Below are 23,809 nucleotides of genomic sequence, written 5' to 3'. Positions count from 1 at the left end.
TCTCTTAACTCCTGATTATTTCGCGGACTGACGGTACTGCTCAATTAATTCGATAAAATGGTCGAACAGCGGTGCGGCATCGTGCGGGCCAGGGCTCGCTTCCGGGTGCCCCTGGAAGCTGAACGCCGGTTTGTCGGTACGGTGAATGCCCTGCAGGGTGCCGTCGAACAGCGACTTGTGGGTCACGCGCAGGTTAGCGGGCATCGACGCTTCATCCACCGCAAAACCGTGGTTCTGCGCGGTGATCATCACCACGTTGTTATCCATATCTTTTACCGGATGGTTGCCGCCGTGGTGGCCGAACTTCATCTTCACGGTCTTTGCACCGCTCGCCAGCGCCAGCAGCTGATGGCCGAGGCAGATGCCGAATACTGGAATGTCGGTTTCCAGGAACTTCGTAATCGCGTCGATAGCGTAATCACAAGGCGCCGGGTCGCCAGGGCCGTTGGACAGGAAAATACCGTCCGGATTCATCTTCAGCACCTCTTCGGCGGAGGTCTGCGCCGGAACCACCGTCAGGCGGCAGCCACGATCGACCAGCATGCGCAGAATGTTGCGCTTGGCGCCGAAATCGTAGGCCACCACGTGGAAAGGCAGCTCGCTTTCCGCTTTGGCTTCCGGCAGGTCTCCCGCCAGCGTCCAGCTCCCCTGCGTCCAGCTGTAGGTTTCTGCGGTCGTAACTTCCTTCGCCAGATCCATACCGTTGAGGCCCGGGAACGCTTTCGCTTTTTCCAGCGCCAGCTGCGCGTCCGGGCTGTCGCCGGCGATGATGCAGCCGTTCTGCGCGCCTTTTTCACGCAGCAGACGGGTCAGCTTACGCGTATCAATATCGGCAATCGCCACGATGTTATGGCGCTTCAGATAAGAAGAGAGGTCTTCGGTATTGCGGAAGTTGCTGGCAATCAGCGGCAGATCGCGAATGACCAGACCCTGAGCATGTACCTGAGAAGACTCTTCATCGGCGGCATTGGTGCCGACGTTGCCGATATGGGGATAGGTTAGAGTGACGATTTGGCGGGAATAGGAAGGATCAGTGAGGATTTCTTGATAACCGGTCATTGAAGTATTGAAAACGACTTCCCCAACCGCCGTGCCGGTAGCCCCTATGGCCCGACCGTGAAACTGGGTTCCGTCTTCCAGAACCAATAGCGCTGACTTAATCAAAACACCCTCCAGAGAATATCCACTCACTTTATTTGCATATTAATTCATAATGTAGATCTGAATCAATGCAAATCTGTTGCCCGCAGAATTTTGGCAAACGGCGGCATTCTGGAGAGATGGCCGGTAAAAGTCAACTTAAAGCGGATATTTTTAATCTTGTTTCAGGCGACTATTCAGCAATATCGGTCTTAATGGGCAAAAAGATCAACTAACTAGACTGGGAAAACGCTTGCGGAAGAGAATGATTGTAGAATCTTAGCGCAGGGATTGAAAAAGTAGACCAGACGGTCAAAATTCACAATAAAACAACAAAAAAAACATAGATAACGTACTATTTTGAACGCTTAACGATGAAAATCATCTAAACAACCAAAAATAAAAAAGGGCAATAAAGCATTGCCCCTTGCAATCAATTACTTATTGAATGCAATAACCACATCACGATGGGTAATAATCATTATAAAGAGTTCAGTTCAAGCACATCTCGCATATCAAAAAGGCCGTTTTTCTTACCTTTTAACCATAAAGCAGAGCGTACGGCGCCATTCGCAAATGTCATCCGGCTGGAGGCCTTGTGACTGATTTCAATGCGTTCACCGATATCCGCAAACATCGCCGTGTGCTCGCCGACGATATCCCCGGCGCGGACGGTCGCAAAACCGATAGTGCCGGGAACACGTTCGCCGGTGTAGCCTTCGCGACTGTAGACCGCACACGCTTTCAGATCTTTATCCAGCGCACCGGCAATCGCTTCTCCCATCGCCAGCGCCGTACCCGATGGCGCATCCACTTTGTGGCGATGATGCGCTTCGATAATCTCAATATCGGTATAGTTGCCCATCACCTTCGCCGCCTTCTCCAGCAGCTTGAGCATCACGTTGACCCCAACGCTGAAGTTGGCGGCAAAGACGATGGCGATCTCCTGCGAAGCCTCGCGAATGGCCTGTTTGCCGGCGTCGTCAAACCCGGTGGTGCCGATAACCATTCCTTTACCGTGTTGACGGCAAAAGGCGAGATGGTTCAGCGTGCCTTCCGGGCGGGTAAAGTCGATGAAAACGTCGAAATCGTCTTTTACCGCCTCAAGGCTGCTTTGCACCACAACCCCCGCCTTGCCTACGCCCGCCAGCTCGCCCGCATCGCTGCCGAGCAGCGACGAACCTTCGCGTTCCAGCGCCGCGCCAAGCGCCGCGCCGTCCATCTGCTGTACCGCCTGAATTAACTGGCGTCCCATCCGGCCGCCCGCGCCCGCGATGGCCACGCGGATTTGTGCATCATGCATAGCTATTCTCTTTTGTTAACACTACGTAAATTGTTTTCAGAGTAACCAGCCCATCGATGGGCCGCTACTCAAAAACACCAATAATTAGAAATTTATGACAAACTGCCGCCGATATCAGTAAAAACTATAAGATTGTGCCGTGAATTTGCCGTTGAGTAGTGAGGAGAAAGGAGCAAGCGCGGTCCGCAACCCCGGATCGGCCCTCTGCTGGCCAATCCGGGTGAACCGTCGAGATAAAAGCGAGCGATTAGTGCAGGAACAGCTCCCCGGCCGGGAAACCGGACAGGAACGAGGTGACCGCCAGCAGGTCGGCGCTGCCACCGGGGCTAAGGTGGCGGACAATCAGTTCATCATCCAGCTGGCGGAGCGCTTCCAGGCCGCCGTCAGTCAGCACACCACCTTCCCACAGTAGCCTTTGCGCCTGCTGCTGAACAAAATTCAGCCCTTCAAGCCCGCCACGCGACACCAGGTTGGTGTCGTCATTCCAGGCCATCAGGTGCAGCAAGGTCTGCAATAACGCCAGATTGGTATCGCCGGTCTCCGCCATAACGCGATTGAATACCGGCATCGCCTGGGTGCGCACAGTGCGAAAGCCGCTTTCCGCTTCGCCCCGTGCGCCGGATAGCCCGTAGCGCAGGAAATGCCCCTCGCCTTTACTCACCTTCTTTCCTTCGGGAGAGGAGAGCTCTCGCCCGACCAGGCCCCGGCAGAAGCGGGCCACCTGATCGCAAACCCGATGCTGCTCAACTGGCTCCCCTCTGGCCACCAGCCTTCCCGCCGCCGCGCTGAGTAGGCCAAAAGCGAAGATCGCGCCGCGATGGGTATTCACCCCGCCGGTAGCTGCCAGCATATCCGTCTCGCAAGCCATGCCCACCGGACGCAGCATCGTCAGCACCTGTTCCGGCATGATATTGGCCGTGTCGTGGCCCATAATGAAAAACTTCTCCATCCATGGGGCGACAACCGCCGTGCTGGCCTCAAAGGAGGCGAGATCCATATCCCGATGGGCGCCGGCGTTACGAATATCCACCAGCCCGGGCTTCGGCGTCAGGCGAACTTCGGTCAACAGCGCCCGTTCTACGCGAGAAACCATCTCCTCCGCCGCCACCGTTTGACGGCTCAACGGGCGTTGCTGGCTCATTATCACTTCGCTCATGCCTTCCTCCTCGATGCGTTAGCTGGCGTTTTTAACCTGATGAATCACATCAATTACCGAACCGTCGCGATAGCGCACGACGGCCACGACGCGGTCGGTAAATTCGATAGGCTCAGGTTTACCGGTTAACAGCTCGGCGCGCTGCTGCAGCTCTTCGATGGTCATCAATGGGATACCGGCATTGCGTAGGGTATCAATCAGATCCTGACGAGCCGGGTTAACAGCGATACCGTGATCGGTTACCAGCACATCTACGCTGGCGCCCGGCGTCACGCGCGTCAGCACTTTCTCTACCACGCACGGAATGCGTCCGCGCACCAGCGGTGCGGTGATAATGGTTAAATCAGCGCCTGCCGCCGTATCGCTGTGGCCGCCGGATGCCCCGCGCAGCACGCCGTTAGAACCAGTCATCACGTTAACGTTGAATCCGATATCGATTTCCAGGGCGCTCAGCATCACCACATTCAGGCGTTCGCAAGCGATACCTTTAGAGCTTGGGTTGGCATATTGGTTAGCAGAAATTTCAATATGGTTGGGGTTATTCGCCAGCGAACGCGCGGCATCTCCGTCGAAGGACTGAGTATCCAGCAGCGCTTTAATCAGGCCCTTTTCATGCAGATCGACCATCGTGCCGGTGATCCCACCCAGACCAAAGCTGGCGGTGATCTCATTGCGACGCATTTTATCTTCGAGGAATCGAGTCACCGCCAGCGACGCGCCGCCGGTGCCGGTTTGCAAAGAGAATCCATCTTTGAAGTAGCCTGAGTGTTCGATCACTTTGGCTGCCTGGCGCGCGATCAGCAACTCACGCGGATTACTGGTCAACCGGATCGCCCCGGCGGTAATTTTTGCCGGATCGCCAACTTCATCGACCTGAACGATCAGATCAACCTGATCCTGGGCAATGCTCGCCGGGTAATTCGGATAATCAACCCACTCTTCGGTTAGTAGCACCACGCATTTTGCGGCTTCTGCATCGACTTTGGCGTAACCCAGCGAGCCGCAGCGGGATTTACCGCTAAAGCCGTTGGCATTGCCATATTCATCGCAACAGGGTACGCCAAGAAATGCCACATCAATGGTCAGCTCGCCAGTTTGTACTAAATGCGCGCGGCCGCCGTGGGAGTGGATTTGTACCGGGTTTTCCATCAGACCAGCGGAAATCTCTTCTCCCAGTTTACCGCGCAGGCCGGAGGTGTAAATCTGGCGGACCACGCCATTTTTAATATGCTCAATCAGCGGCCAGTGGGCGTCGATCAACGAACTTGAGGCCAGCGTCAGATCGCGAAAACCCATTTCAGCCAGCTTCGCCATCACCATATTGATCACCTTGTCGCCGCCGCGAAAGGCGTGATGAAAAGAGATGGTCATGCCGTTTTGCAGACCCGAACGGCGAATCGCCTCCTCCAGCGAGGCGCAGATTTTACGTTGGCGCTTTTCGCTTTCACTGGCCAGCCACGGGCTTTTCGCCGTCACACCCGCATAGGGCGCTAATCCTTCCGGCATCACGTACTGCTGATTAAGCATTGCTACGGTTTCTTTCATTATTTGCTCCTTAATCACGAATGCCGGAAGCCGACAGCGCCACGACTTTGCGCGCATGGTCGATAATCGGTCCATCTATCATCTTACCGTTCAGCGATACCACGCCCAGACCGCGCTGTTCCGCCTCTTCCGCCGCCGCGATAACGTCCCGCGCATGCTCAACGTCTTTCAGCGTTGGGGCATAGACCTGATGCAGCAGTTCGATCTGGCGCGGGTTGACCAGCGATTTGCCGTTAAAGCCAAGATTTTTCGCCAGGTTCGCTTCCGCGAGGAACCCCTCTTCATTGTTAATATCCGACCACACCACGTCGTAAGCCGCGATCCCGGCGACTCGCGCCGCGTGCAGCACCGCGCAGCGGGCGTAAAACAGCTCGGTGCCGTCGCCGCGGCAGGTGCCCATATCCATGACGTAATCGAAAGCCGCCAGCGCGATCGCCGACAGGCGCGGGCTGGCGCGAGCAATCTCAACGGCGTTCACCACGCCCAGCGCCGACTCAATCGCCGCCATTAGCTTAGTGCTCCCTACTTCCCGTCCGCACTCGCGTTCAATCCGCTCGACGTGCGCTTCCAGTTCGTGGATATCTTCTTTGCTGTCGGTTTTCGGCAGGCGCACCATGTCCACGCCCGCGCGCACTACCGCTTCAAGATCGGCGAGACCAAACGGCGTATTGAGCGGGTTAATACGCACCACGGTTTCCACATCCCGATAGAGAGGATGCTGTAGCGCGTGATGCACCAGCAGGCGGGCGGTATCTTTTTCACGGAGCGAGACGGCATCTTCGAGGTCAAACATCACCGCGTCAGCGCCGTACACAAACGAGGTGCTTAACATCGCGGCGTTGGCGCCGGGGATAAACAGCATACTGCGACGAGGTTTCATATCTGGCTCCATTGCGGTTGAGATTGTTGCGCCGCGCGCAGCGCCGCGGCCTGAACGCGAGCCTTCAGCACGCATTCGAGCGCGCCTTTATCATCGACGACGACGTTCGCCCGGGTAACGCCAAGCTGCGTCAGCGTCTCTCTGACCACCCGTTCAATCGCCGCGCCAAACTGCTGCTTCACAATGCTGTCGATCTCAAGCTGAATGCCTGGCTCATTAGCCGGCCCGATCCTGACCATCACATCGCTGGATTCCAGCGTGCCGGCCAGGGCGTCAATCTTCATTTCCATAGAAGCTGATCCTTAGTTATGGAGGTAAATCAGGCGGTTTGATGTTCGCTTTCCGCCAGATGCATTAGAAAAGAGAGAGTTCCCGGCGGTACCAGCGGCGCAATCGCCGACCACTGGCGCTGCTGATATAGCCTGCGCACCCGAGAGGCGGAAATCGGCCCGCCCTCTTTCTCAACCCGCGCCAGCTCAACCACCTGAATGGCCGGCGCGTCGCCGGGCGCTTCCAGCAGTTGGCGCATGCGCAGGTTGTACTGGCGGGTTAATTCGCACAGCGGTTCGCTGCCGACAAAGCGGTGGGTTACGCCCAGCGCCGGGGCTAAACGTTCACGGAAGAGTTGTAGATCGATCTGACAGTGACAATCGTCAACCACGCCCTGATCTTTAAGGAAGTAGCCCGGAAACGTGGCCCGGGAGATCAGGTAGGCCGATCCGGGATGCAGGGTCACATTGGCGATCCCGGCGATCCCCTGTTCAATCAGCGCCACGCGATCGCGATAGCTGAAAAACGAAGCATCTTCCTTCACCACGAACAGGTGCAGCCAGTCACACTGGCGAGCGGCTTGCTCCACCAGCCAACGATGCCCCAGGGTAAAGGGATTGGCGTTCATCACGATGGCGCCGATTTTCTCCCCGGGCTGGCGATACATCGTCAGCTGGCGGCAATAGCGCGACAGACGCTCGCGGCTATTCTCCATTAATACAGCCTGATCCCCCGCGCGGGCGATAGGCCAGAATCCGGCACAGGAAAATAGCGCCGCATTGTAGGGTTTGGTGAACAAAAACAGCTCGCTACGGCCCAGTTCATACGCCTGGGTCATCAATTCAGTCAGCAGCTTCAGACTGAGCCCCTCCCCCTGGAGCGAAGGATCGACGGCAATACATTTGAGCACGCAGCCGGCAATCGCGCCGCAGCCGACAATTCGCCGCTGGTATTCGGCAATAATCACGATTTCGCAGTCCACCTCCAGCGAAAGCTGATGCTGGTGAAGAAAGAGGTCAATCGCCTCTCGCCGCCGGGGATCTTTTTGCAACGCGACGCGTTTTAATATCAGATTCATTTTTCTGCGCTTCATTAACCAAAACGAGCTGTATTTCGCCATCGTTCGCATAGCGGTTCTTTTATTTAAATCACACTTTTCCCCGAACCTTAATTGGCTTTATGGTTTTTATGTTGTTAATTAATTCAGAAGAATAAAAACAATTAAATTAATTAAAAACACGGCCAATAAGTGAAGATAATCACATATCATCCTGAGGTACATTTATTATTATGCCGCCGTCCTATTATTGCTTTTTCTAACGGCATTAATACACAAAATCATTCAAGTTGCATCGAGGCGGTAACTGAATGAATCCCAGGAGCTTACGCATAGTAAGTGACTAGGGTGAGTGAAGGCTGCCAACAAAGAGGCAGTTTGAAGGATGATGTGTATATTCCTTTTTTTAACAGGGTGACGTCATATGACTAATATGAGCCAGGCTCCATCTGCAGAGAAAAAAGGCGTTAGCGATATTCTGGGGTTTAAAATCTTCGGCATGCCGCTACCGCTTTACGCCTTTGCGTTAATCACTTTACTACTTTCACACTTTTATAATGCCCTGCCGACCGACATTGTCGGCGGCTTCGCCATCATGTTTATTATTGGCGCCGTTTTTGGAGAAATTGGCAAACGCCTGCCGATCTTCAATAAATATATCGGCGGCGCGCCGGTGATGATCTTCCTCGTGGCCGCCTATTTCGTTTATGCAGGCATTTTCACCCAGAAAGAAATTGATGCAATCACTAATGTGATGGATAAAAGTAACTTTCTGAACTTATTCATTGCAGTATTGATTACTGGTGCAATCCTCTCGGTTAACCGTAAGCTGCTGCTGAAATCTCTGCTGGGTTATATTCCGACCATTTTAATGGGGATCCTCGGCGCATCCATCTTCGGGATTCTCATCGGCTTGTGCTTCGGTATCTCCATCGACCGCATTATGATGCTGTACGTCCTGCCGATTATGGGTGGCGGCAACGGCGCGGGCGCGGTGCCGCTATCTGAAATTTATCACTCCGTCACCGGCCGTTCGCGTGAAGAGTACTACTCCACCGCGATTGCTATCCTGACCATCGCCAACATCTTTGCCATCGTGTTTGCCGCGCTGCTCGATATTATCGGTAAAAAGCACACCTGGCTGAGCGGCGAAGGCGAGCTGGTGCGCAAGGCCTCTTTCAAAGTAGAAGATGATGAAAAAGCGGGCCAGATTACCCATCGCGAAACGGCCGTCGGCCTGGTGCTCGCCACAACCTGCTTCCTGCTGGCCTACGTTATCGCCAAGAAAATTCTGCCAAGCATTGGCGGCGTATCTATCCACTATTTCGCCTGGATGGTGCTGATCGTCGCGGCGCTGAACGCTTCCGGCCTCTGCTCGCCTGAGATTAAAGCTGGCGCTAAACGCCTGTCTGACTTCTTCTCTAAGCAACTGCTGTGGGTACTGATGGTCGGCGTCGGCGTGTGCTACACCGACCTGCAGGAAATTATCGACGCGATTACCTTTGCGAACGTCATCATCGCGGCGGTGATCGTCGTGGGCGCGGTCATCGGCGCGGCCATCGGCGGCTGGATGATTGGCTTCTTCCCGATTGAATCCGCGATCACCGCCGGTCTGTGCATGGCTAACCGCGGCGGCTCGGGCGACCTGGAAGTACTCTCTGCCTGTAACCGTATGAATCTTATCTCTTATGCGCAAATCTCCTCCCGTCTGGGCGGCGGTATTGTGCTGGTCATTGCCAGCATCGTGTTCGGCATGATGATGTAACCAACACGCACGATGGCGATGTTTGAGCGTCAACCACAGCGGTGCTATTTAGGGTCCAGAGCCGGGGGCGGCTTCGGGAAATCCACCCTACTCCTTAGCCGGAAGCACCGGTTGGTTAGCCTTCAGGCACGCCATCGTGCCCTTACTTTTGGATCTTTTCATGAGTGATGCAGTTCTGCTGGGTGAAGGCTTCACCCTGATGTGCCTCGGCATGGGCTTTGTGCTGGCGTTTCTGTTCCTGCTGATTTTCGCCATCCGCAGCATGTCCGCCGCCGTCAACCGCTTCTTCCCGGAACCGGCTCCCGCGCCGAAGGCCACACCTGCCGCCGCGCCCGCTGACGACTTCGCCCGCTTAAAGCCGGTAATTGTCGCCGCTATTCACCACCATCGCCGCCTTAACCCTTAATTCACGGAGGAATCCATGACCGTTGCCATTACCGATGTCGTCCTGCGCGACGCCCACCAGTCCCTTTTTGCCACCCGCCTGCGCCTCGACGATATGCTCCCCGTCGCCGCGCGGCTCGACGACGTGGGCTACGGCTCCCTCGAATGCTGGGGCGGCGCCACCTTCGACGCCTGCATCCGCTTCCTCGGCGAAGACCCCTGGGTCCGCCTGCGCGAACTGAAAAAGGCCATGCCGAAGACCCCGCTGCAGATGCTGCTCCGCGGCCAGAATCTGCTCGGCTACCGCCACTACGCCGATGACGTGGTGCAGCGCTTCGTTGAACGCGCCGTCAAAAACGGCATGGACGTGTTCCGCGTCTTCGACGCCATGAACGACCCGCGCAATATGCAGGCCGCCCTGCAGGCGGTGCGCAGCCACGGCGCGCACGCCCAGGGCACGCTCTCCTACACCACCAGCCCGGCTCACACCCTGCAGACCTGGCTCGACCTGACCGAACAGCTGCTGGAAACCGGCGTCGATTCCATTGCGATTAAAGACATGTCGGGCATTCTCACCCCGATGGCCGCCTTTGAGCTGGTGAGTGAAATCAAAAAACGTTATGACGTGAAGCTGCACCTGCACTGTCACGCCACCACCGGGATGGCGGAGATGGCCCTGCTGAAGGCCATCGAGGCCGGCGTCGACGGCGTCGATACCGCCATCTCGTCCATGAGCGCCACCTACGGCCACCCGGCCACCGAGGCGCTGGTGGCGACGCTGGCCGGAACGGAGCATGACACCGGGCTGGATATCCTGGAGCTGGAGAGCATCGCCGCGTACTTCCGCGAAGTGCGCAGAAAATACCACGCCTTCGAAGGCCAGCTGAAGGGCACCGACAGCCGTATCCTCGTGGCCCAGGTGCCGGGCGGCATGCTCACCAACCTCGAAGGCCAGCTGAAGCAGCAGAACGCCGCCCACCGTCTGGATGAGGTGCTGGCGGAAATCCCCCGCGTACGCGAAGACCTCGGCTTTATCCCGCTGGTCACTCCCACCTCGCAGATTGTCGGCACCCAGGCGGTGCTTAACGTCCTCACCGGGGAGCGCTACAAAACCATTGCGAAGGAGACCGCCGGCATTCTGAAGGGCGAGTACGGCCACACCCCGGTGCCGGTCAACGCGGCATTACAGGCCCGCGTGCTGGACGGCGCCGAAGCCATCACCTGCCGCCCGGCGGACCTGCTGAAGCCGGAGCTGGCGGAGCTGGAAGCCGACGTGAAGCGCCAGGCGCAGGAGAAGGGCATCACGCTTGCGGAGAACGCCATCGACGACGTGCTCACCGTGGCGCTGTTCCCGCAGGTCGGCCTGAAGTTCCTTGAGAACCGCCATAACCCGGCGGCCTTTGAGCCGCTGCCGCAGGCGGAAGAGGCAAAACCTGCCGCCGCTCCGGTGAAAGCCGCCGCTTCCGGCGTCTACACCGTGGAAGTGGAAGGGAAAGCCTTTGTGGTGAAGGTCAGCGACGGCGGCGATATCAGCCCGCTGACGGCGGCCGCTCCGGCGGCGCCTTCCGCCCCGGCTCAGGCTGCCGCCCCGGCAGGCGCCGGTACGCCGGTGACCGCGCCGCTGGCGGGCACTATCTGGAAGGTGCTGGCCACCGAGGGCCAGAGCGTGGCCGAGGGCGACGTACTGCTGATTCTGGAGGCCATGAAGATGGAAACCGAAATCCGCGCCGCGCAGGCCGGAACCGTGCGCGGTATCGCGGTGAAATCCGGGGACGCGGTCGCGGTGGGCGACACCCTGCTGGCCCTGGCGTAAGGAAGAGGAACGGAAATGGAAAGTCTGAACGCCCTGATTCAGGGCATGGGGCTGATGCACCTCGGCGGCGGCCAGGCCGTCATGCTGCTGGTGAGCCTGCTGCTGCTGTGGCTGGCCATCGCGAAGAAGTTCGAGCCGCTGCTGCTGCTGCCGATTGGCTTCGGCGGGCTGCTGTCGAATATTCCCGAGGCCGGGCTGGCGCTGACCGCCCTGGAGAGCCTGCTGGCCCATCACGACGCCGGGCAGCTGGCGGTGATTGCGGCGAAGCTTAACTGTACGCCGGACGTTCATGCCATCAAGGAGGCGCTGGCCCTGGCGCTGCCGTCGGTGCAGGGGCAGATGGAAGACCTCGCCGTGGATATGGGCTACTCCGCCGGGGTGCTGGCGATTTTTTATAAGGTCGCCATCGGCTCGGGCATCGCCCCGCTGGTGATATTTATGGGCGTCGGGGCGATGACCGACTTCGGCCCGCTGCTGGCCAACCCGAGGACCCTGCTGCTGGGGGCGGCGGCGCAGTTCGGCATCTTCGCCACGGTGCTCGGGGCGCTGACGCTGAACTACTTCGGGATTATCAGCTTCACCCTGCCGCAGGCGGCGGCCATCGGCATCATCGGCGGCGCGGACGGGCCGACGGCGATTTACCTCTCCGGGAAACTGGCGCCGGAGCTGCTGGGCGCCATCGCGGTGGCGGCGTACTCGTATATGGCGCTGGTGCCGTTAATCCAGCCGCCGATTATGAAGGCGCTGACCAGCGAGAAGGAGCGGAAAATCCGCATGGTGCAGCTGCGCACGGTGAGTAAGCGGGAGAAGATTCTGTTCCCGGCGGTACTGCTGCTGCTGGTGGCGCTGCTGCTGCCGGACGCGGCGCCGCTGCTGGGGATGTTCTGCTTCGGCAACCTGATGCGCGAGAGCGGGGTGGTGGAGCGCCTGAGCGACACGGTGCAGAACGGGCTGATAAATATCGTGACGATATTCCTCGGGTTATCGGTAGGGGCGAAGCTGGTGGCGGACAAGTTCCTGCAGCCGCAGACGCTGGGGATACTGGTGCTGGGGGTGATTGCGTTCTGCGTGGGGACGGCGGCGGGCGTGCTGATGGCGAAGCTGCTGAACCTGTGCAGTAAGCACAAAATCAACCCGCTGATTGGCTCGGCGGGCGTGTCGGCGGTACCGATGGCGGCGCGGGTGTCGAACAAAGTGGGGCTGGAGTCGGATGCGCAGAACTTCCTGCTGATGCACGCGATGGGCCCGAACGTGGCGGGAGTGATTGGCTCGGCGATTGCCGCCGGGGTGATGCTCAAGTACGTGCTGGCGATGTAAACCGTTACCTTTCCCGGATTATGGCTGACGCCTTATCCGGGCTACAAATGCACCGCCGTCTGCGGATAGGGAGCCCGGACAGGCGCTACGCGCCGCCTCCGGGAAATATCCCAGGCGGCGCCAAAGCCCAAACCGGAGGTACGTAAAACGTCGTATTCCGACTAAACGTGTTCTGAAATCAGTAAATTTGTGGGCCAATTCCGCGCCGTCGGCCGCTAAAAAAGAGAAAATAACCTTTTGATATCAATTCGCCCAATGTTTGCCCGAAAAATCACGCACTGGTTTGCCCGACGTTCGTTTCAGAACCGCATCTTCCTGTTGATCCTGTTTACCTCGACAATCGTGATGCTGGCGATGTCATGGTATCTCACCAGCATTACCGAGGAGCGCCTGCATTACCAGGTCGGACAGCGCGCGCTGATTCAGGCGATGCAGATCTCCGCTATGCCCGAACTGGTTGACGCGGTGGAGAAACATGATCTACCGCGCATTAAAGCACTTATCGACCCGATGCGTTCGTTTTCCGACGCTACCTATATCACCGTCGGCGACGCGAAAGGCCGGCGCCTGTATCACGTGAATCCAGAGGAGATCGGTAAATCGATGGAAGGCGGAGACAGCGACGAGGCGCTATATAACGCTAAAAGCTACGTGTCGGTGCGTAAAGGATCGCTCGGTTCTTCACTACGCGGCAAGTCGCCGATCCAGGACAGCACCGGGAAGGTGATCGGTATTGTATCGGTGGGCTACACCATCGAACAGTTAGAAAACTGGCTGAGCCTGCAAATCGGATCGCTGATGATCCCGATGGCGATCATGCTGCTTCTGCTGCTCTACTGCGCCCGGCGCTTCTCGCTCCACATTAAAAAACAGATGCTGAATATGGAACCCCAGCAGCTCTCACAGCTGCTTATCCAGCAGAGCGTCCTGTTTGAATCGGTCTTTGAGGGGCTGATAGCCATTGACTCCCACTACCGAATTACCGCCATCAATCAAACCGCAAGGAGGCTATTAAACCTGAGCCAGCCGGAAACCATTCTGATTGGCAAAAGCATCAGCAGCGTGATCTCTCAGGAGACATTCTTCTATGACGCGCCGCAGACCAATAAAAAAGACGAAATCGTCACCTTTAACCAGATTAAAGTGATCGCCAGCCGCATGGCCGTCACGCTCAATAGCGAGCCTCAGGGCTGGGTCATTAGCTTTCGCAGTAAAGACGATATCAACACCCTGAGCCTGCAGCTCAGCCAGGTTCAGCAGTACGCGGATAATCTGCGGGCCGTGCAGCACGAGCATCGCAATCTGATCTCCACCATAGCCGGGCTGCTGTTTTTAAAACGCTATGACAACGCGCTGGATCTTATTCAGCAGCAATCTGAAAGCCACCAGAAGGTGCTCGATTTTATTGCCCGTAATTTTAAAGTGAATCACCTTGCCGGGCTGCTGATCGGCAAGTATTACCGCGCCAAAGAGCTCGGAATAGAGCTGGTATTCGATCCCGCCTGCCACGTTGAGAGCTTACCCTCGTCGCTTTCGCATAATGAGTGGATCTCGATCGTCGGTAATTTGCTGGACAATGCCTACAACGCCACCTTGCGCCAGCCGACAGGTTCAAGGCAGATCGAATGCCTGATCAACAGCGAGGGCGACGAAGCGATTGTCGAGATCGCCGACCAGGGCTGTGGAATTGACGAATCGCTGCGCGATCGTATTTTTGAACGCGGCGTCACCAGCAGCGGCAGCGGCGATCACGGCATTGGACTCTGGCTGGTTCGCAGTTACGTTGAGCAGGCCGGCGGTAATATCGTCGTCGATAACAACATTCCTTTTGGCACCATTTTTACCCTTTATATCCCCCTGACCAGAGATGAACATCATGGATAGCATTACAACTCTCATCGTTGAAGACGAACCTATGCTGGCGGAAATCCTGGTGGATACGATCAAGCAATTTCCCCAGTTCGAAGTCATTGGTATTGCCGATAAACTGGAAAGCGCGAAAAAGCTGCTTCGCCTCTATCAGCCCCAGCTCACTCTGCTGGATAACTTCTTGCCCGATGGTAAAGGGCTCGATTTGATCCGCCACGCCGTCAACACGCATTATCAAGGGCGCATCATTTTCATCACTGCCGATAACCATATGGATACCATCAGCGAAGCCCTGCGGATGGGCGTTTTTGATTACCTGATTAAACCGGTTCATTATCAGCGATTACAGCATACCCTTGAGCGTTTTGCCCGCTATCGCAGCTCTCTGCGCTCGAGCGAACAGGCAAGCCAAACCCATGTTGACGCCCTGTTCAACATCCAGGCAAAAGAGCATACGGAAGCCGCAGGCTCTCCGCTGCGCGGTATTGATGAGAGCACCTTTAACCGGGTATTACAGCTTTTCGCCGACCCGGAAACGGTCCATACCGCAGACACGCTCGCCCGTATTCTCGGCAGCAGTAAAACCACCGCCCGCCGATACCTTGAGCAGGGGGTTAAAAACGATTTTCTTGAAGCTGAAATCAGCTATGGCAAAGTCGGCAGACCGGAGCGGATTTATCACGGTAAACATCCTGCGCATATTTAAGTCCCAGGAGATGCCCTGTTCATCGCGCATCTCCTTTCATGCGCTTATTCCACGGTGTAGCTGACAATAATTTGGCCTTTTTTCATCTTCACCTGGTTAATGACGATTTTCCCCAGCTCGGACAGGCTGGCAACGTGCGTACCGCCGCAAGGATAGCTCTGCATATCGCCGAACCCAACCTGGCGCAGGCCATCGGCAAAAGCGACCTGAAGCGGTAAATTTTCTGCCTGCCAGGCGGCGACTTTTTCCAGCAGTGCGCTGGCTTCGGGCAGCCCACCGTTAGCCCCCACGGCAAAAATGATACGGCTTTCTCCCGGCCAGTGATGTCCTTTCATCGGCTGCCAGCCTGACTGCTCGCCGGCCTGGGCAAGCACGTGCCCGGCGGAGTGCAGGCGCGCGTGAAGCCGCCGGCTTTCGGCATCGATACGGATCGTGACCTCGCCTGGCGGCAGCGGCTGTGAAACGATATGCGCTACGCTATCGCCGCGCGAAACCACGCCTTCGACCGCCAGATCGGCAATCCAGCCGCGATCCGCCGGCTGCCCGCCACCCTGCGGGTGAAACAGCGTGCGGTCCAACTCAATGGCATAGCGGCCATCGGCTTCGCTCAGGCAGTTGACGACTCGCGCCAGGCATTCAGTGGCGTCGCTGGTGTAATAAAGGCGTTCAGTCATGGTTGTCCTCCTCTCTGTCAGGACAGTATATTGATATTACTGGTGGCGATAATCCCGCCTGACATCAATGCAATTTTGCTCTGGAAGCACGAATGAATCTGAGCCTACTGCCCGACCTCGCCCTGTTTGTGCAGATTGTCGAACAGGGCAGCTTTTCCGCCGTCGCGCGCCAGGCGGGCGCGACGCCTTCAGCTATCAGCCGCAGCGTTTCGCGCCTTGAACAGGAGATGGGCTGCAAGCTGCTGCACCGTACAACGCGCAAGCTACGCCTCAGCGAGCCCGGTAAGACGGTGTATGAACATGCGCTGGAGATGCTGGAGTCGGCGCGTCTGGCTATCGATTCCGCCAGCAGTACCCAGGCGGTGGCGCAGGGCAAGCTCACGCTAAGCGTGCCGAAAGCCGTGGGCCGGTTTGCCATTCACCCGCTCATGCTGGAATTTTTTACCCGCTATCCACAGGTCGACGTCTGTCTGCGGCTCGAGGATCGGGTTCTCGATTTTATTGATGACGGTATTGACCTGGCGCTGCGTATCACCCCTACTCCCTCACCGGGGCTACACGGTAAGCCTTTGATGACCATCAGCCACGTCATCTGCGCGACGCCCGGCTACCTGGAGCAATATGGAAAGCCGCGAACGCCGCAGGACCTGCGCGATCATAGCTGTATCAGCCTTGGCGAAACGCCCGCCGATGCGCGCTGGAAGTTCCGCCGAGGGGGGAAAACGGAGACGATCCAGACCCACGGCCGCTACGCCGCCAACCACACCGCCGTACGCCTCGATGCCGTGAAGCAGAATCTGGGGATCGGTAGCCTGCCGCTGTTTACCGCCCGTGAGGCGCTGGCGCGCGGCGAGATTGTGCAGGTTTTACCGGAGTGGGAGTTTATCAGCAGCTATTCCGGCCAGCTGTGGCTACTGTGGTCGGGCAATAAGCATATGCCCGCCAGAATGCGGGCGATGATTGATTATCTTAGCGAGAAGATGCAGCCGGCTTCAGGCAGCACAGCCATAGTGCGACGATCAAAAACCATGGAATAATAAGGCACAGGGCGAACCACCATCCTGAACGACCGATATCGTGCATCCTGCGGCAGCCAACGGCCAGCAGCGGGACAATCATCAGCAGTAACAGAATACCGCTGAGCGGCACAGCGAAAAAAATGAACATGCCGTACTCAGAGTTATGCTGCACCGCCAAAAACCAGGTCGCCAGCGGCAAGGCAAGAATCAACAGGTTGATGAGCAAAAAAGACCAAAACTCCTGCCTGCTGGCCACTCCGCTAAAATCGAGGCCCTTTTTCCATCCGTTAAAATACGCTTGTCCATTCGTCATTTTTCTCTCCCTGTTCATAGCCCAATCCAGTATTGGCTGCGTACCGGAGAGATTACGCCAGAATAACCCATCGTGCGATAGCGTAAAGCAGCAAGAATTTTGAACGTGAGTTATTTTATCTCGACTATAAATAAAACGGGGATGATATATCATCCCCGCTTATTCATCTTGACGATGAATATCATTTAATGTTGGTGGGTTGTTAAGTGTAATTTATTATAATTAATTAAGCTCCCCGCTTTAATAATCTCCCGCTCTGATGCGGTTAATCCCTCCATATAAAGCGAGATCTCTTTGACGGGATGCTGAGGGCTAATCACGAAGGCGGTAATCTGGCTCAGATCGCTTTCCAAAGCTGACTTGATTCCCGGGATATAGATAAAGTCGCCCACTTCAAACTCCGGCAGCGCCTCCATCTGCAGCGGCAGCATCCCCCAGTTGATAACGTTTGAACGATAGCGCTTGGTCGCATACTGCTGGGCAATATTCGCCAGGCCGCCAAGGACTCGCTGGCAGCTGGCAGCCTGCTCGCGCGCGGAGCCATCGCCGGGTTTAACCGCATACACCATACTGCCTATCTCCGTCTGCTCGAGGGTGACATTTTCCTGTCCCGGCAGTTGCCGGATCCGAGAAAAAACCGCCTCAAGCTCCGGCTCCAGACGGCAAGGGTTGTCGCCTGTCATCCGCAGTGTTTCCAGAGCGGCAATCTTCTTACTGCGGCCAACGTAGCCCGGATCGCGTCGTGAAAGGGTAAACTCGGCCAGCCCTAAAGGATTGGAGCGGAATGATGAGGTTTCTCCGGATGGAATTAGTTCATCGGTGGTGGTCACCGGATCCATTATCTTTGAGGTCACGTTTAACAGAATATTTTCCGTTAGCGCACTCATCTCCGGCCAGTCTTTAATATTCGGACCATAAATCAGCGATTGTTGCGTCGCCCCCTTAATAAAGCCTTGATAAACGCGATTTTTATAAGGCGAAGCATCAAATTCATACTGCGGAATGTTTTCCCAGCAATCGAGTTCGCAAGCCGATGTCAGCACGCCCCCATTGGCTGCCGTCGCCGCAATGGAGCGGGCATCCATCAGCGCGACAGCCGACATTTGCCCATTCCCCGGTTTTGATCCTTCCCGGTTTGGAAAATTACGCGTCGTGTGGCGAATGCTTAATCCGTTATGCATGGGCGTATCGCCTGCGCCAAAACAGGGTCCACAAAATGCGGTGCGCATAATCGCGCCGGCGCTCAACAGCGCGCTGGTCATGCCTTTTTTAGTCAGGTCCATCAATACCGGTTGGGAGGAGGGATATATCGACAGAGAGAAAGCGTTGTCACCACAGGAGTGGTTTTTTAAGGCATGCGCCGCTTCGACCACGTTAACATAGTTTCCGCCGGCGCAACCGGCGATGATCCCTTGCTGAATCCGCAGCTTACCATTTTCGATTTTATCCCGCAGGGTGAGCGCTGCGCGTCCCTGGGAAATTTTATCGGCCGCCGTTTCGACCTCATGCAAAATATCCTGCAAATTGTCATTAAGCGTATCAATTTCGTAGACGTTGGCGGGATGAAAGGGCAAGGCGATCATCGGCTTGATACTACTTAAGTCCACCTCTATGCAGCCATCATAGTATGCCATCTCTTTCGCTGAGAGCGGACAATAGTCCTGCTCCCTGCCATGAATACGTAAGTAGTGTTTGGTCTCTTCATCGGTTTGCCAGATAGACGATAGACACGTGGTCTCTGTTGTCATCACATCCACGCTATTTCTGAAGTCGGTAGACATCGTCGCCACGCCCGGGCCAACAAATTCCATAATTTTATTTTTCACGTAACCGCGCTCGAACACCGCGCCAATTATCGCCAGGGCAATATCCTGAGGGCCAACGCCGGGCGAAGGTTTACCCGTCAGATACACCGCAACCACCTCTGGATAATCAATATCCCAGGTCTCACCCAGCAGCTGTTTAACTAACTCTCCGCCCCCCTCGCCAACCGCCATCGTTCCCAGCGCGCCATACCGGGTATGGCTGTCTGAGCCCAGTATCATTTTCCCGCCGCCGGCCATCATCTCACGCATATATTGATGAATAACGGAAATATGGGGCGGGACATAAATGCCGCCATATTTTTGCGCTGATGACAAACCAAATATATGGTCATCGCTATTGATCGTGCCGCCGACTGCGCAAAGCGAGTTATGACAATTCGTTAAAACATATGGTAATGGAAAACGCTCCATTCCTGATGCCTTAGCGGTCTGGATGATGCCCACAAAAGTAATATCGTGGGAAGCCATCGAATCAAACTTAATTTTTAACTTACGATCATTCCCTGACGTATTATGTGCGGAGAGAATCGACCACGAGATCGTTCTCTTGCGCGCCTCCTCCTTCTCCTCTACCGCGGCTGAGTGATTATCAGCACAAATAATACCATGCTGATGCGAGATATAGACTCCATGGTCATATAATTTAATCATGACATATATCCTTAGATGTAGAAAAAATCACGCCTGAACGATTAGCCCTACTTATTTTAAAAAATCGCTGACCGCAATTAATAAAATGGAAAGAAAATGGGCAGCAAGATAAAGCTCACAATTACCGATATCAACATAAGCGGCAAGCCAACTTTTACATAGTCGACAAACTTATATCCGCCGGCGGAAAAAATCATCATATTGGCAGGCGTTCCCACTGGCGTCGCATAAGCGCATGAACAGCCGATAACAATCGCCATTAACACCGCCCGAGGATCGGCGCCCATCGAATGGGCAATAGACAGGCCAATCGGCATTAATAAAGCCGCCGTTGCCGTATTCGACATAAAATTGGTTAAAATACAGGAGATGATTAATACGGCGCTTAAAAGTAAGAAAGGCGAGGCCTGGTCCCCGAGCAAATCTATTATTGAGCGCGCCATGATCGCCCCAGCACCGGTGGTTTCCAGCGCCTTTGCTAATGCCAGAGTGCCGCCGAACAGGAAAATCGTTTGCGAGTCGATGGCCTGGTAGGCCTGTTTTTCAGTAATCACCCGGGTAATAACCAACGATAAAGCACCAATCGAACCAATAATCGCAATCGGTATACCAATGCTCTTTTCGAAGATCATGCCCAATACCGTCGCGATCAATACCGCCAGCGCAATCACCTGCTTGTACGTCGGGCAATCGACCGTCCTGATGCTTTCAACGCCGTGCTTCTGGAGCGTATTTTTGTCGGGTAATATCCGGTAGCCGATAGTCACAAAATAGAGAATACCGCAGGCTAACATGGGAATACCTAACTTAGCATATTCAAAAAAGCTAAAACTTTGGCCAACCTGTTCCAGCGCCGATTGCGCGATCAGGTTGCCGGGTGAACCGATCAGCGAAAGATTTCCGCCCAACGCAGAGGCACACGCCAGTGGCATAAGCAGTCGAGAGCGGGCGTACCCTGATTTTATCGCTGCGCCTATCACCACAGGAATTAAAACCGCCGCCGTGCCGGTATTGGACAATACTCCGGAAAGGATCCCACAGACTAACATAATGATGACAATGAGCTGCTTTTCGCTCCGCGCATAACGCGTCACAATACCGCCAATCTTATCCGTTACGCCGGTTTCAAATAAGGCTCCGCCAACCACAAACATTGCCACAAACAAAATGACATTTTGATTAATAAAACCGGAAAATGCCGTTTGCACATCAAAAACGCCGGTAACCACCAAGGTAATACAAACAATCATGGCCGTTACAGCCAAAGGGATTTTTTCCCACACAAACATTACTACAGAAAAAACCAATAGCGACAATGTAATCGTAACTGGAGACATAAATATATCACACCTCACCTTATCAAAGGCCATATAATCATATTTAAAATCAGGTAACTTCACCCACACTTAAACGCTCAAATAAAACAACAGAAAAGCTCCATGCCGCTCTGAATAATAAATCTTGCCCATGGGCATCCTGCGATGCCCAGGTAATCCATCATTTTCTCAAGAATAGTTTAAATTACCTTCCAGGCGATTAATATTTCCCACCACCATACCCCTAGCGTGATTTGCAGGAGGAAAGTAAGTAACGCTAATATTCCACCGATAATCCACCATGATTTAATATCATTATAGCCAACGCCAAAAATAACTGGCCCTGCAGCCCCGCCGTAGTGGGTTACCATGCCACCATAAGAGTTGCTGAAGAGTAAGGCCAGCGCGGTTAGCATGACCGGCGCGCCAGAAACATTCGCCAGCATGGCAAAGACCGGTACCATGGCGACAATATAAGCGCTACCCGACGCAAAGAAGTAACGAACTAAAATGCTTAAGGCAACAATAACGATGAAAGCAACATTACCATGACCGTTAAATGAAATATTATTTTTTAATAATTCAGCCAGCCATAAGAAAAAGCCAACTTTAGAGAGCAGGGAACTTAAACCAATAATACCACCGTACCATATGAGCGTATTCCACCCCCCCTTATTCTTAATCACGTCATCCCAGGTCACGATTTTCAATACCAGCATCAGCGCCATTACACAGATTGCAACAGTAGACTCATTGACCCCCAGGGCGCTGCTGAATACCCAACCGCCGAGCGCAAGAACAAAGAGGCAAGACAGCATCTTTTCCCGCACCGTCATGGGCCCCAAAGCGTCTATGCCTGTCTGAGCGATCTTTTTATTATCAACTCGCTTTAATTCTGGCGGATATAGCTTGTAGGTAATCAGCGGCGTCAGCAGCAACATAATGATGCCAGGTAGTCCAGCGGCCAGCGCCCATCCTCCCCAGCTCAATTTTATGTGGCAAATATCTTCGATCATTTTCAGCGCAAGGATATTCCCGGCCATAGCGGTGAAGAACATGTAGCTGGTCGTTTTAGTGACCATATAGATGTTCAGCATGAGGTAATGGCCCACGCGCTTCGCGCTCCTCTCCGGCTCTGACCCTAAGGCGACGGCGACACTATTGATTATGGGTAAGACGATGCCGCCGGCACGGGCCGTATTCGACGGCGTGGCGGGCGCCAGAATCAGGTCAAGAAAAGCGGTAACATAGCCCAGGCCCAACGTCGTACTACCAATTTTGCCGATCAGAATATACGCAATTCTTTTACCCAATCCGGTAATGACAAATGCCGCGCTCAGAGTAAATGCAGAAAACACCAACCAGGTGGTACCTGATGAATATCCGCTTAACACGCTGGCCGCTTTTATCGAACCGTCGCCTAAATTTCCCACGACCACCATTGATGCGGCTACCGCGATCAGGAGGACCACGGGCTCAGCAAAGGGTTTAATGACTAACCCGACGATCGCTGCCAGATAGATACCGGATAATACCCAGGCAAGATTTGATAACCCTTCTGGCGCTGGGAATAAACTGATGAGTAACGGTATTGCTATTATAACAAGCAGCTTCCATAATTTATTCTTTTGCATTTCCATTCTTTCCCTGTAATCAATATTTAAGGATGCTGGTGAAACGTATTCACATCACTCCCCTCCCCGATTCCGGGTATTTTTATAGATACTAAGAGAGTGGGTATTTATTCGGGAATGTAAACCGTTCCTGAAAGGATCTTCCGCGCGGTGCGAATAACCGATGCGCGGATATTTTCTGGGCGTTCAGCAGTCTGACTTAAGTCGACTTCAATACCGCCGCTGGGATGTTCGACTTTAATGATTCCGTCGCCTGATAGATTCGTCAGTTCATTAGCAATGGTTTCCGGAATAATACATGCGCTTGCCAGACCGATAGCACCGGTAATCGCCAGCGATTTATGGCAATTATGCGGCATAAAATAGCGTACGTTTATACTTCCGCCACTTAGCGCAGGAGAAATCAGAACCGGTTTAGGGATAACCATATTAGTTACATCCCCAAACCCCATCGCCTTGCCAGCCTGGGTACGAATAGATTCAAGCGATTTTAATAACGCGCTATCCCGATCTAATTCACTTGCAGATTCATATCCGGTTTTGCCCAGACTCTGAGCCGGGATCACCACCATGGGCATCGCCATATCAATACAGGTCACTCGCACATTATCGAATACGTCCATGCGATTACCTGTCGGAAAAAGGCGTCCGGATTTTGCCCCCGCCGCATTCAAAAAAGTCAATGCCACCGGCGCAGCGCGGCCCGGAACGCCATCGATTTGGCTATCCCCTTCATAGATAACCTTTCCTTCAGGTGTTTGAACGTCAGCATCAATAAAAGTATTGGTGTTCACGTTTCTTATACGCACTCGCGTAACCGGAGACGCCGCCTCAACTAACCCATGCTCAATCGCAAAGCCGCCTACCGCACACAGCATATTGCCGCAGTTTGGCGTCGTATCCACCCGCCGTTCATTGACGATGACCTGAACAAACAGATAATCGATATCCGCTTCTTCGCTAAGCGATTGACTGATAATCGCCACCTTACTGGTTTGTGGGCTCCCTCCGCCAATGCCGTCAATTTCCAGCTCATGACCCGAGCCCATGATCGCTAATAAGCAGTCATCACGTTGCTGAATATCCTTGGGTAAATCATCTGCTAATAAAAAGGCACCTTTCGATGTCCCGCCACGCATTAATACACAGGGAATGCTCTTCATAGCATGTT

The 23,809-nt window shown here is 54.8% G+C and carries 20 protein-coding genes; 7 read left to right on the top strand and 13 right to left on the bottom strand.

The window, feature by feature from the left end; translation table 11 throughout:
* Positions 1 to 15: 15 nt before the first annotated feature.
* The 7 genes from carA to citC form a co-directional block, all read right to left on the bottom strand.
* Positions 16 to 1,164 carry a glutamine-hydrolyzing carbamoyl-phosphate synthase small subunit gene (gene carA / locus KCG39_RS22745; RefSeq protein WP_004128821.1) on the bottom strand — a complete coding sequence of 383 codons (1,149 nt, stop codon included), beginning with the start codon at positions 1,162 to 1,164 and terminating at the stop codon, positions 16 to 18.
* 457 nt (positions 1,165 to 1,621) lie between these two features.
* Positions 1,622 to 2,443 (bottom strand): 4-hydroxy-tetrahydrodipicolinate reductase, encoded by an 822-nt coding sequence (gene dapB / locus KCG39_RS22740; RefSeq protein WP_004128819.1) that lies wholly within the window; start codon positions 2,441 to 2,443, stop codon positions 1,622 to 1,624.
* A gap of 247 nt (positions 2,444 to 2,690) precedes the next feature.
* On the bottom strand, positions 2,691 to 3,584 hold the full coding sequence (gene citG / locus KCG39_RS22735) for a triphosphoribosyl-dephospho-CoA synthase CitG (RefSeq protein ID WP_369894326.1): 894 nt from the start codon (positions 3,582 to 3,584) through the stop codon (positions 2,691 to 2,693).
* A 33-nt stretch (positions 3,585 to 3,617) separates the two neighbouring features.
* A complete protein-coding gene (gene citF / locus KCG39_RS22730) occupies positions 3,618 to 5,144 on the bottom strand; it encodes a citrate lyase subunit alpha (RefSeq protein ID WP_049122859.1) in 1,527 nt (508 codons plus the stop codon).
* Positions 5,145 to 5,154: 10 nt separating this feature from the next.
* Positions 5,155 to 6,024 (bottom strand): citrate (pro-3S)-lyase subunit beta, encoded by an 870-nt coding sequence (gene citE, locus KCG39_RS22725; protein ID WP_004128813.1) that lies wholly within the window; start codon positions 6,022 to 6,024, stop codon positions 5,155 to 5,157.
* Positions 6,021 to 6,314, bottom strand: coding sequence for a citrate lyase acyl carrier protein (gene citD / locus KCG39_RS22720; RefSeq protein ID WP_004128811.1), 294 nt, complete (start codon positions 6,312 to 6,314; stop codon positions 6,021 to 6,023). Before citD ends, citE begins: the two co-directional genes overlap by 4 nt.
* A gap of 29 nt (positions 6,315 to 6,343) precedes the next feature.
* Positions 6,344 to 7,372 carry a [citrate (pro-3S)-lyase] ligase gene (citC, locus tag KCG39_RS22715; RefSeq protein ID WP_087828473.1) on the bottom strand — a complete coding sequence of 343 codons (1,029 nt, stop codon included), beginning with the start codon at positions 7,370 to 7,372 and terminating at the stop codon, positions 6,344 to 6,346.
* A 403-nt stretch (positions 7,373 to 7,775) separates the two neighbouring features.
* Between citC and citS the strand changes: the two genes are divergently transcribed.
* The 6 genes from citS (at position 7,776) to citB (ending at position 15,205) form a co-directional block, all read left to right on the top strand.
* Positions 7,776 to 9,116 (top strand): citrate/sodium symporter CitS, encoded by a 1,341-nt coding sequence (citS, locus tag KCG39_RS22710; protein ID WP_004128807.1) that lies wholly within the window; start codon positions 7,776 to 7,778, stop codon positions 9,114 to 9,116.
* A gap of 160 nt (positions 9,117 to 9,276) precedes the next feature.
* Positions 9,277 to 9,522: an oxaloacetate decarboxylase subunit gamma gene (locus KCG39_RS22705; RefSeq protein WP_117085769.1), complete on the top strand. Its 246-nt coding sequence runs from the start codon at positions 9,277 to 9,279 to the stop codon at positions 9,520 to 9,522.
* Positions 9,523 to 9,537: 15 nt separating this feature from the next.
* Positions 9,538 to 11,313 carry a sodium-extruding oxaloacetate decarboxylase subunit alpha gene (gene oadA / locus KCG39_RS22700; protein ID WP_142468337.1) on the top strand — a complete coding sequence of 592 codons (1,776 nt, stop codon included), beginning with the start codon at positions 9,538 to 9,540 and terminating at the stop codon, positions 11,311 to 11,313.
* Positions 11,314 to 11,328: 15 nt separating this feature from the next.
* Positions 11,329 to 12,630 carry an oxaloacetate decarboxylase subunit beta gene (locus tag KCG39_RS22695; protein ID WP_004125763.1) on the top strand — a complete coding sequence of 434 codons (1,302 nt, stop codon included), beginning with the start codon at positions 11,329 to 11,331 and terminating at the stop codon, positions 12,628 to 12,630.
* Between the two features lie 255 nt (positions 12,631 to 12,885).
* The gene (gene citA, locus KCG39_RS22690; protein ID WP_004128802.1) at positions 12,886 to 14,514 is read left to right on the top strand and encodes a citrate sensor histidine kinase CitA; all 1,629 of its coding nucleotides are present in this window, start codon (positions 12,886 to 12,888) and stop codon (positions 14,512 to 14,514) included.
* Positions 14,507 to 15,205 carry a citrate response regulator transcription factor CitB gene (citB, locus tag KCG39_RS22685; RefSeq protein ID WP_004128800.1) on the top strand — a complete coding sequence of 233 codons (699 nt, stop codon included), beginning with the start codon at positions 14,507 to 14,509 and terminating at the stop codon, positions 15,203 to 15,205. The genes citA and citB overlap by 8 nt, the downstream gene beginning before the upstream one ends.
* Before the next feature lie 44 nt (positions 15,206 to 15,249).
* Here citB and KCG39_RS22680 read toward each other — a convergent pair whose 3' ends face one another.
* Positions 15,250 to 15,879: an alanyl-tRNA editing protein gene (locus KCG39_RS22680; protein WP_004128797.1), complete on the bottom strand. Its 630-nt coding sequence runs from the start codon at positions 15,877 to 15,879 to the stop codon at positions 15,250 to 15,252.
* A 92-nt stretch (positions 15,880 to 15,971) separates the two neighbouring features.
* Between KCG39_RS22680 and KCG39_RS22675 the strand changes: the two genes are divergently transcribed.
* Positions 15,972 to 16,916 carry a LysR family transcriptional regulator gene (locus tag KCG39_RS22675; protein WP_049123170.1) on the top strand — a complete coding sequence of 315 codons (945 nt, stop codon included), beginning with the start codon at positions 15,972 to 15,974 and terminating at the stop codon, positions 16,914 to 16,916.
* On the opposite strand, the gene KCG39_RS22670 is transcribed toward KCG39_RS22675, so the two are convergent.
* From KCG39_RS22670 to KCG39_RS22650, 5 genes are all read right to left on the bottom strand, one after another.
* A complete protein-coding gene (locus KCG39_RS22670) occupies positions 16,849 to 17,211 on the bottom strand; it encodes a DUF805 domain-containing protein (protein WP_117077311.1) in 363 nt (120 codons plus the stop codon). The genes KCG39_RS22675 and KCG39_RS22670 overlap by 68 nt on opposite strands.
* 185 nt (positions 17,212 to 17,396) lie before the next feature.
* Positions 17,397 to 19,688 carry a hydratase gene (locus KCG39_RS22665; RefSeq protein ID WP_004128791.1) on the bottom strand — a complete coding sequence of 764 codons (2,292 nt, stop codon included), beginning with the start codon at positions 19,686 to 19,688 and terminating at the stop codon, positions 17,397 to 17,399.
* 77 nt (positions 19,689 to 19,765) lie between these two features.
* A complete protein-coding gene (locus tag KCG39_RS22660; RefSeq protein ID WP_032742247.1) occupies positions 19,766 to 21,025 on the bottom strand; it encodes an SLC13 family permease in 1,260 nt (419 codons plus the stop codon).
* 179 nt (positions 21,026 to 21,204) lie between these two features.
* Positions 21,205 to 22,638 (bottom strand): anion permease, encoded by a 1,434-nt coding sequence (locus KCG39_RS22655; protein ID WP_142467908.1) that lies wholly within the window; start codon positions 22,636 to 22,638, stop codon positions 21,205 to 21,207.
* A 107-nt stretch (positions 22,639 to 22,745) separates the two neighbouring features.
* Positions 22,746 to 23,801: a 4-oxalomesaconate tautomerase gene (locus KCG39_RS22650; RefSeq protein WP_142467909.1), complete on the bottom strand. Its 1,056-nt coding sequence runs from the start codon at positions 23,799 to 23,801 to the stop codon at positions 22,746 to 22,748.
* Positions 23,802 to 23,809 lie beyond the last annotated feature (8 nt).

This window comes from Klebsiella pasteurii (genome assembly GCF_018139045.1).
Lineage (GTDB): Bacteria > Pseudomonadota > Gammaproteobacteria > Enterobacterales > Enterobacteriaceae > Klebsiella > Klebsiella grimontii.
The sequence above is the reverse complement of the archived record's forward strand: the minus strand, read 5'-3'. Positions and strand labels throughout refer to the sequence as shown.

Excerpts from the sequence above, each read along its gene's own strand:
- dapB (WP_004128819.1), bottom strand. The coding sequence starts at position 2,443 with ATGCATGATGCACAAATCCGCGTGGCCATCGCGGGCGCGGGCGGCCGG.
- citG (WP_369894326.1), bottom strand. The coding sequence starts at position 3,584 with ATGAGCCAGCAACGCCCGTTGAGCCGTCAAACGGTGGCGGCGGAGGAG.
- citF (WP_049122859.1), bottom strand. The coding sequence starts at position 5,144 with ATGAAAGAAACCGTAGCAATGCTTAATCAGCAGTACGTGATGCCGGAA.
- citE (WP_004128813.1), bottom strand. The coding sequence starts at position 6,024 with ATGAAACCTCGTCGCAGTATGCTGTTTATCCCCGGCGCCAACGCCGCG.
- citD (WP_004128811.1), bottom strand. The coding sequence starts at position 6,314 with ATGGAAATGAAGATTGACGCCCTGGCCGGCACGCTGGAATCCAGCGAT.
- citC (WP_087828473.1), bottom strand. The coding sequence starts at position 7,372 with ATGAATCTGATATTAAAACGCGTCGCGTTGCAAAAAGATCCCCGGCGG.
- citS (WP_004128807.1), top strand. The coding sequence starts at position 7,776 with ATGACTAATATGAGCCAGGCTCCATCTGCAGAGAAAAAAGGCGTTAGC.
- KCG39_RS22705 (WP_117085769.1), top strand. The coding sequence starts at position 9,277 with ATGAGTGATGCAGTTCTGCTGGGTGAAGGCTTCACCCTGATGTGCCTC.
- oadA (WP_142468337.1), top strand. The coding sequence starts at position 9,538 with ATGACCGTTGCCATTACCGATGTCGTCCTGCGCGACGCCCACCAGTCC.
- KCG39_RS22695 (WP_004125763.1), top strand. The coding sequence starts at position 11,329 with ATGGAAAGTCTGAACGCCCTGATTCAGGGCATGGGGCTGATGCACCTC.
- citA (WP_004128802.1), top strand. The coding sequence starts at position 12,886 with ATGTTTGCCCGAAAAATCACGCACTGGTTTGCCCGACGTTCGTTTCAG.
- citB (WP_004128800.1), top strand. The coding sequence starts at position 14,507 with ATGGATAGCATTACAACTCTCATCGTTGAAGACGAACCTATGCTGGCG.
- KCG39_RS22680 (WP_004128797.1), bottom strand. The coding sequence starts at position 15,879 with ATGACTGAACGCCTTTATTACACCAGCGACGCCACTGAATGCCTGGCG.
- KCG39_RS22675 (WP_049123170.1), top strand. The coding sequence starts at position 15,972 with ATGAATCTGAGCCTACTGCCCGACCTCGCCCTGTTTGTGCAGATTGTC.
- KCG39_RS22670 (WP_117077311.1), bottom strand. The coding sequence starts at position 17,211 with ATGACGAATGGACAAGCGTATTTTAACGGATGGAAAAAGGGCCTCGAT.
- KCG39_RS22665 (WP_004128791.1), bottom strand. The coding sequence starts at position 19,688 with ATGATTAAATTATATGACCATGGAGTCTATATCTCGCATCAGCATGGT.
- KCG39_RS22660 (WP_032742247.1), bottom strand. The coding sequence starts at position 21,025 with ATGTCTCCAGTTACGATTACATTGTCGCTATTGGTTTTTTCTGTAGTA.
- KCG39_RS22655 (WP_142467908.1), bottom strand. The coding sequence starts at position 22,638 with ATGCAAAAGAATAAATTATGGAAGCTGCTTGTTATAATAGCAATACCG.
- KCG39_RS22650 (WP_142467909.1), bottom strand. The coding sequence starts at position 23,801 with ATGAAGAGCATTCCCTGTGTATTAATGCGTGGCGGGACATCGAAAGGT.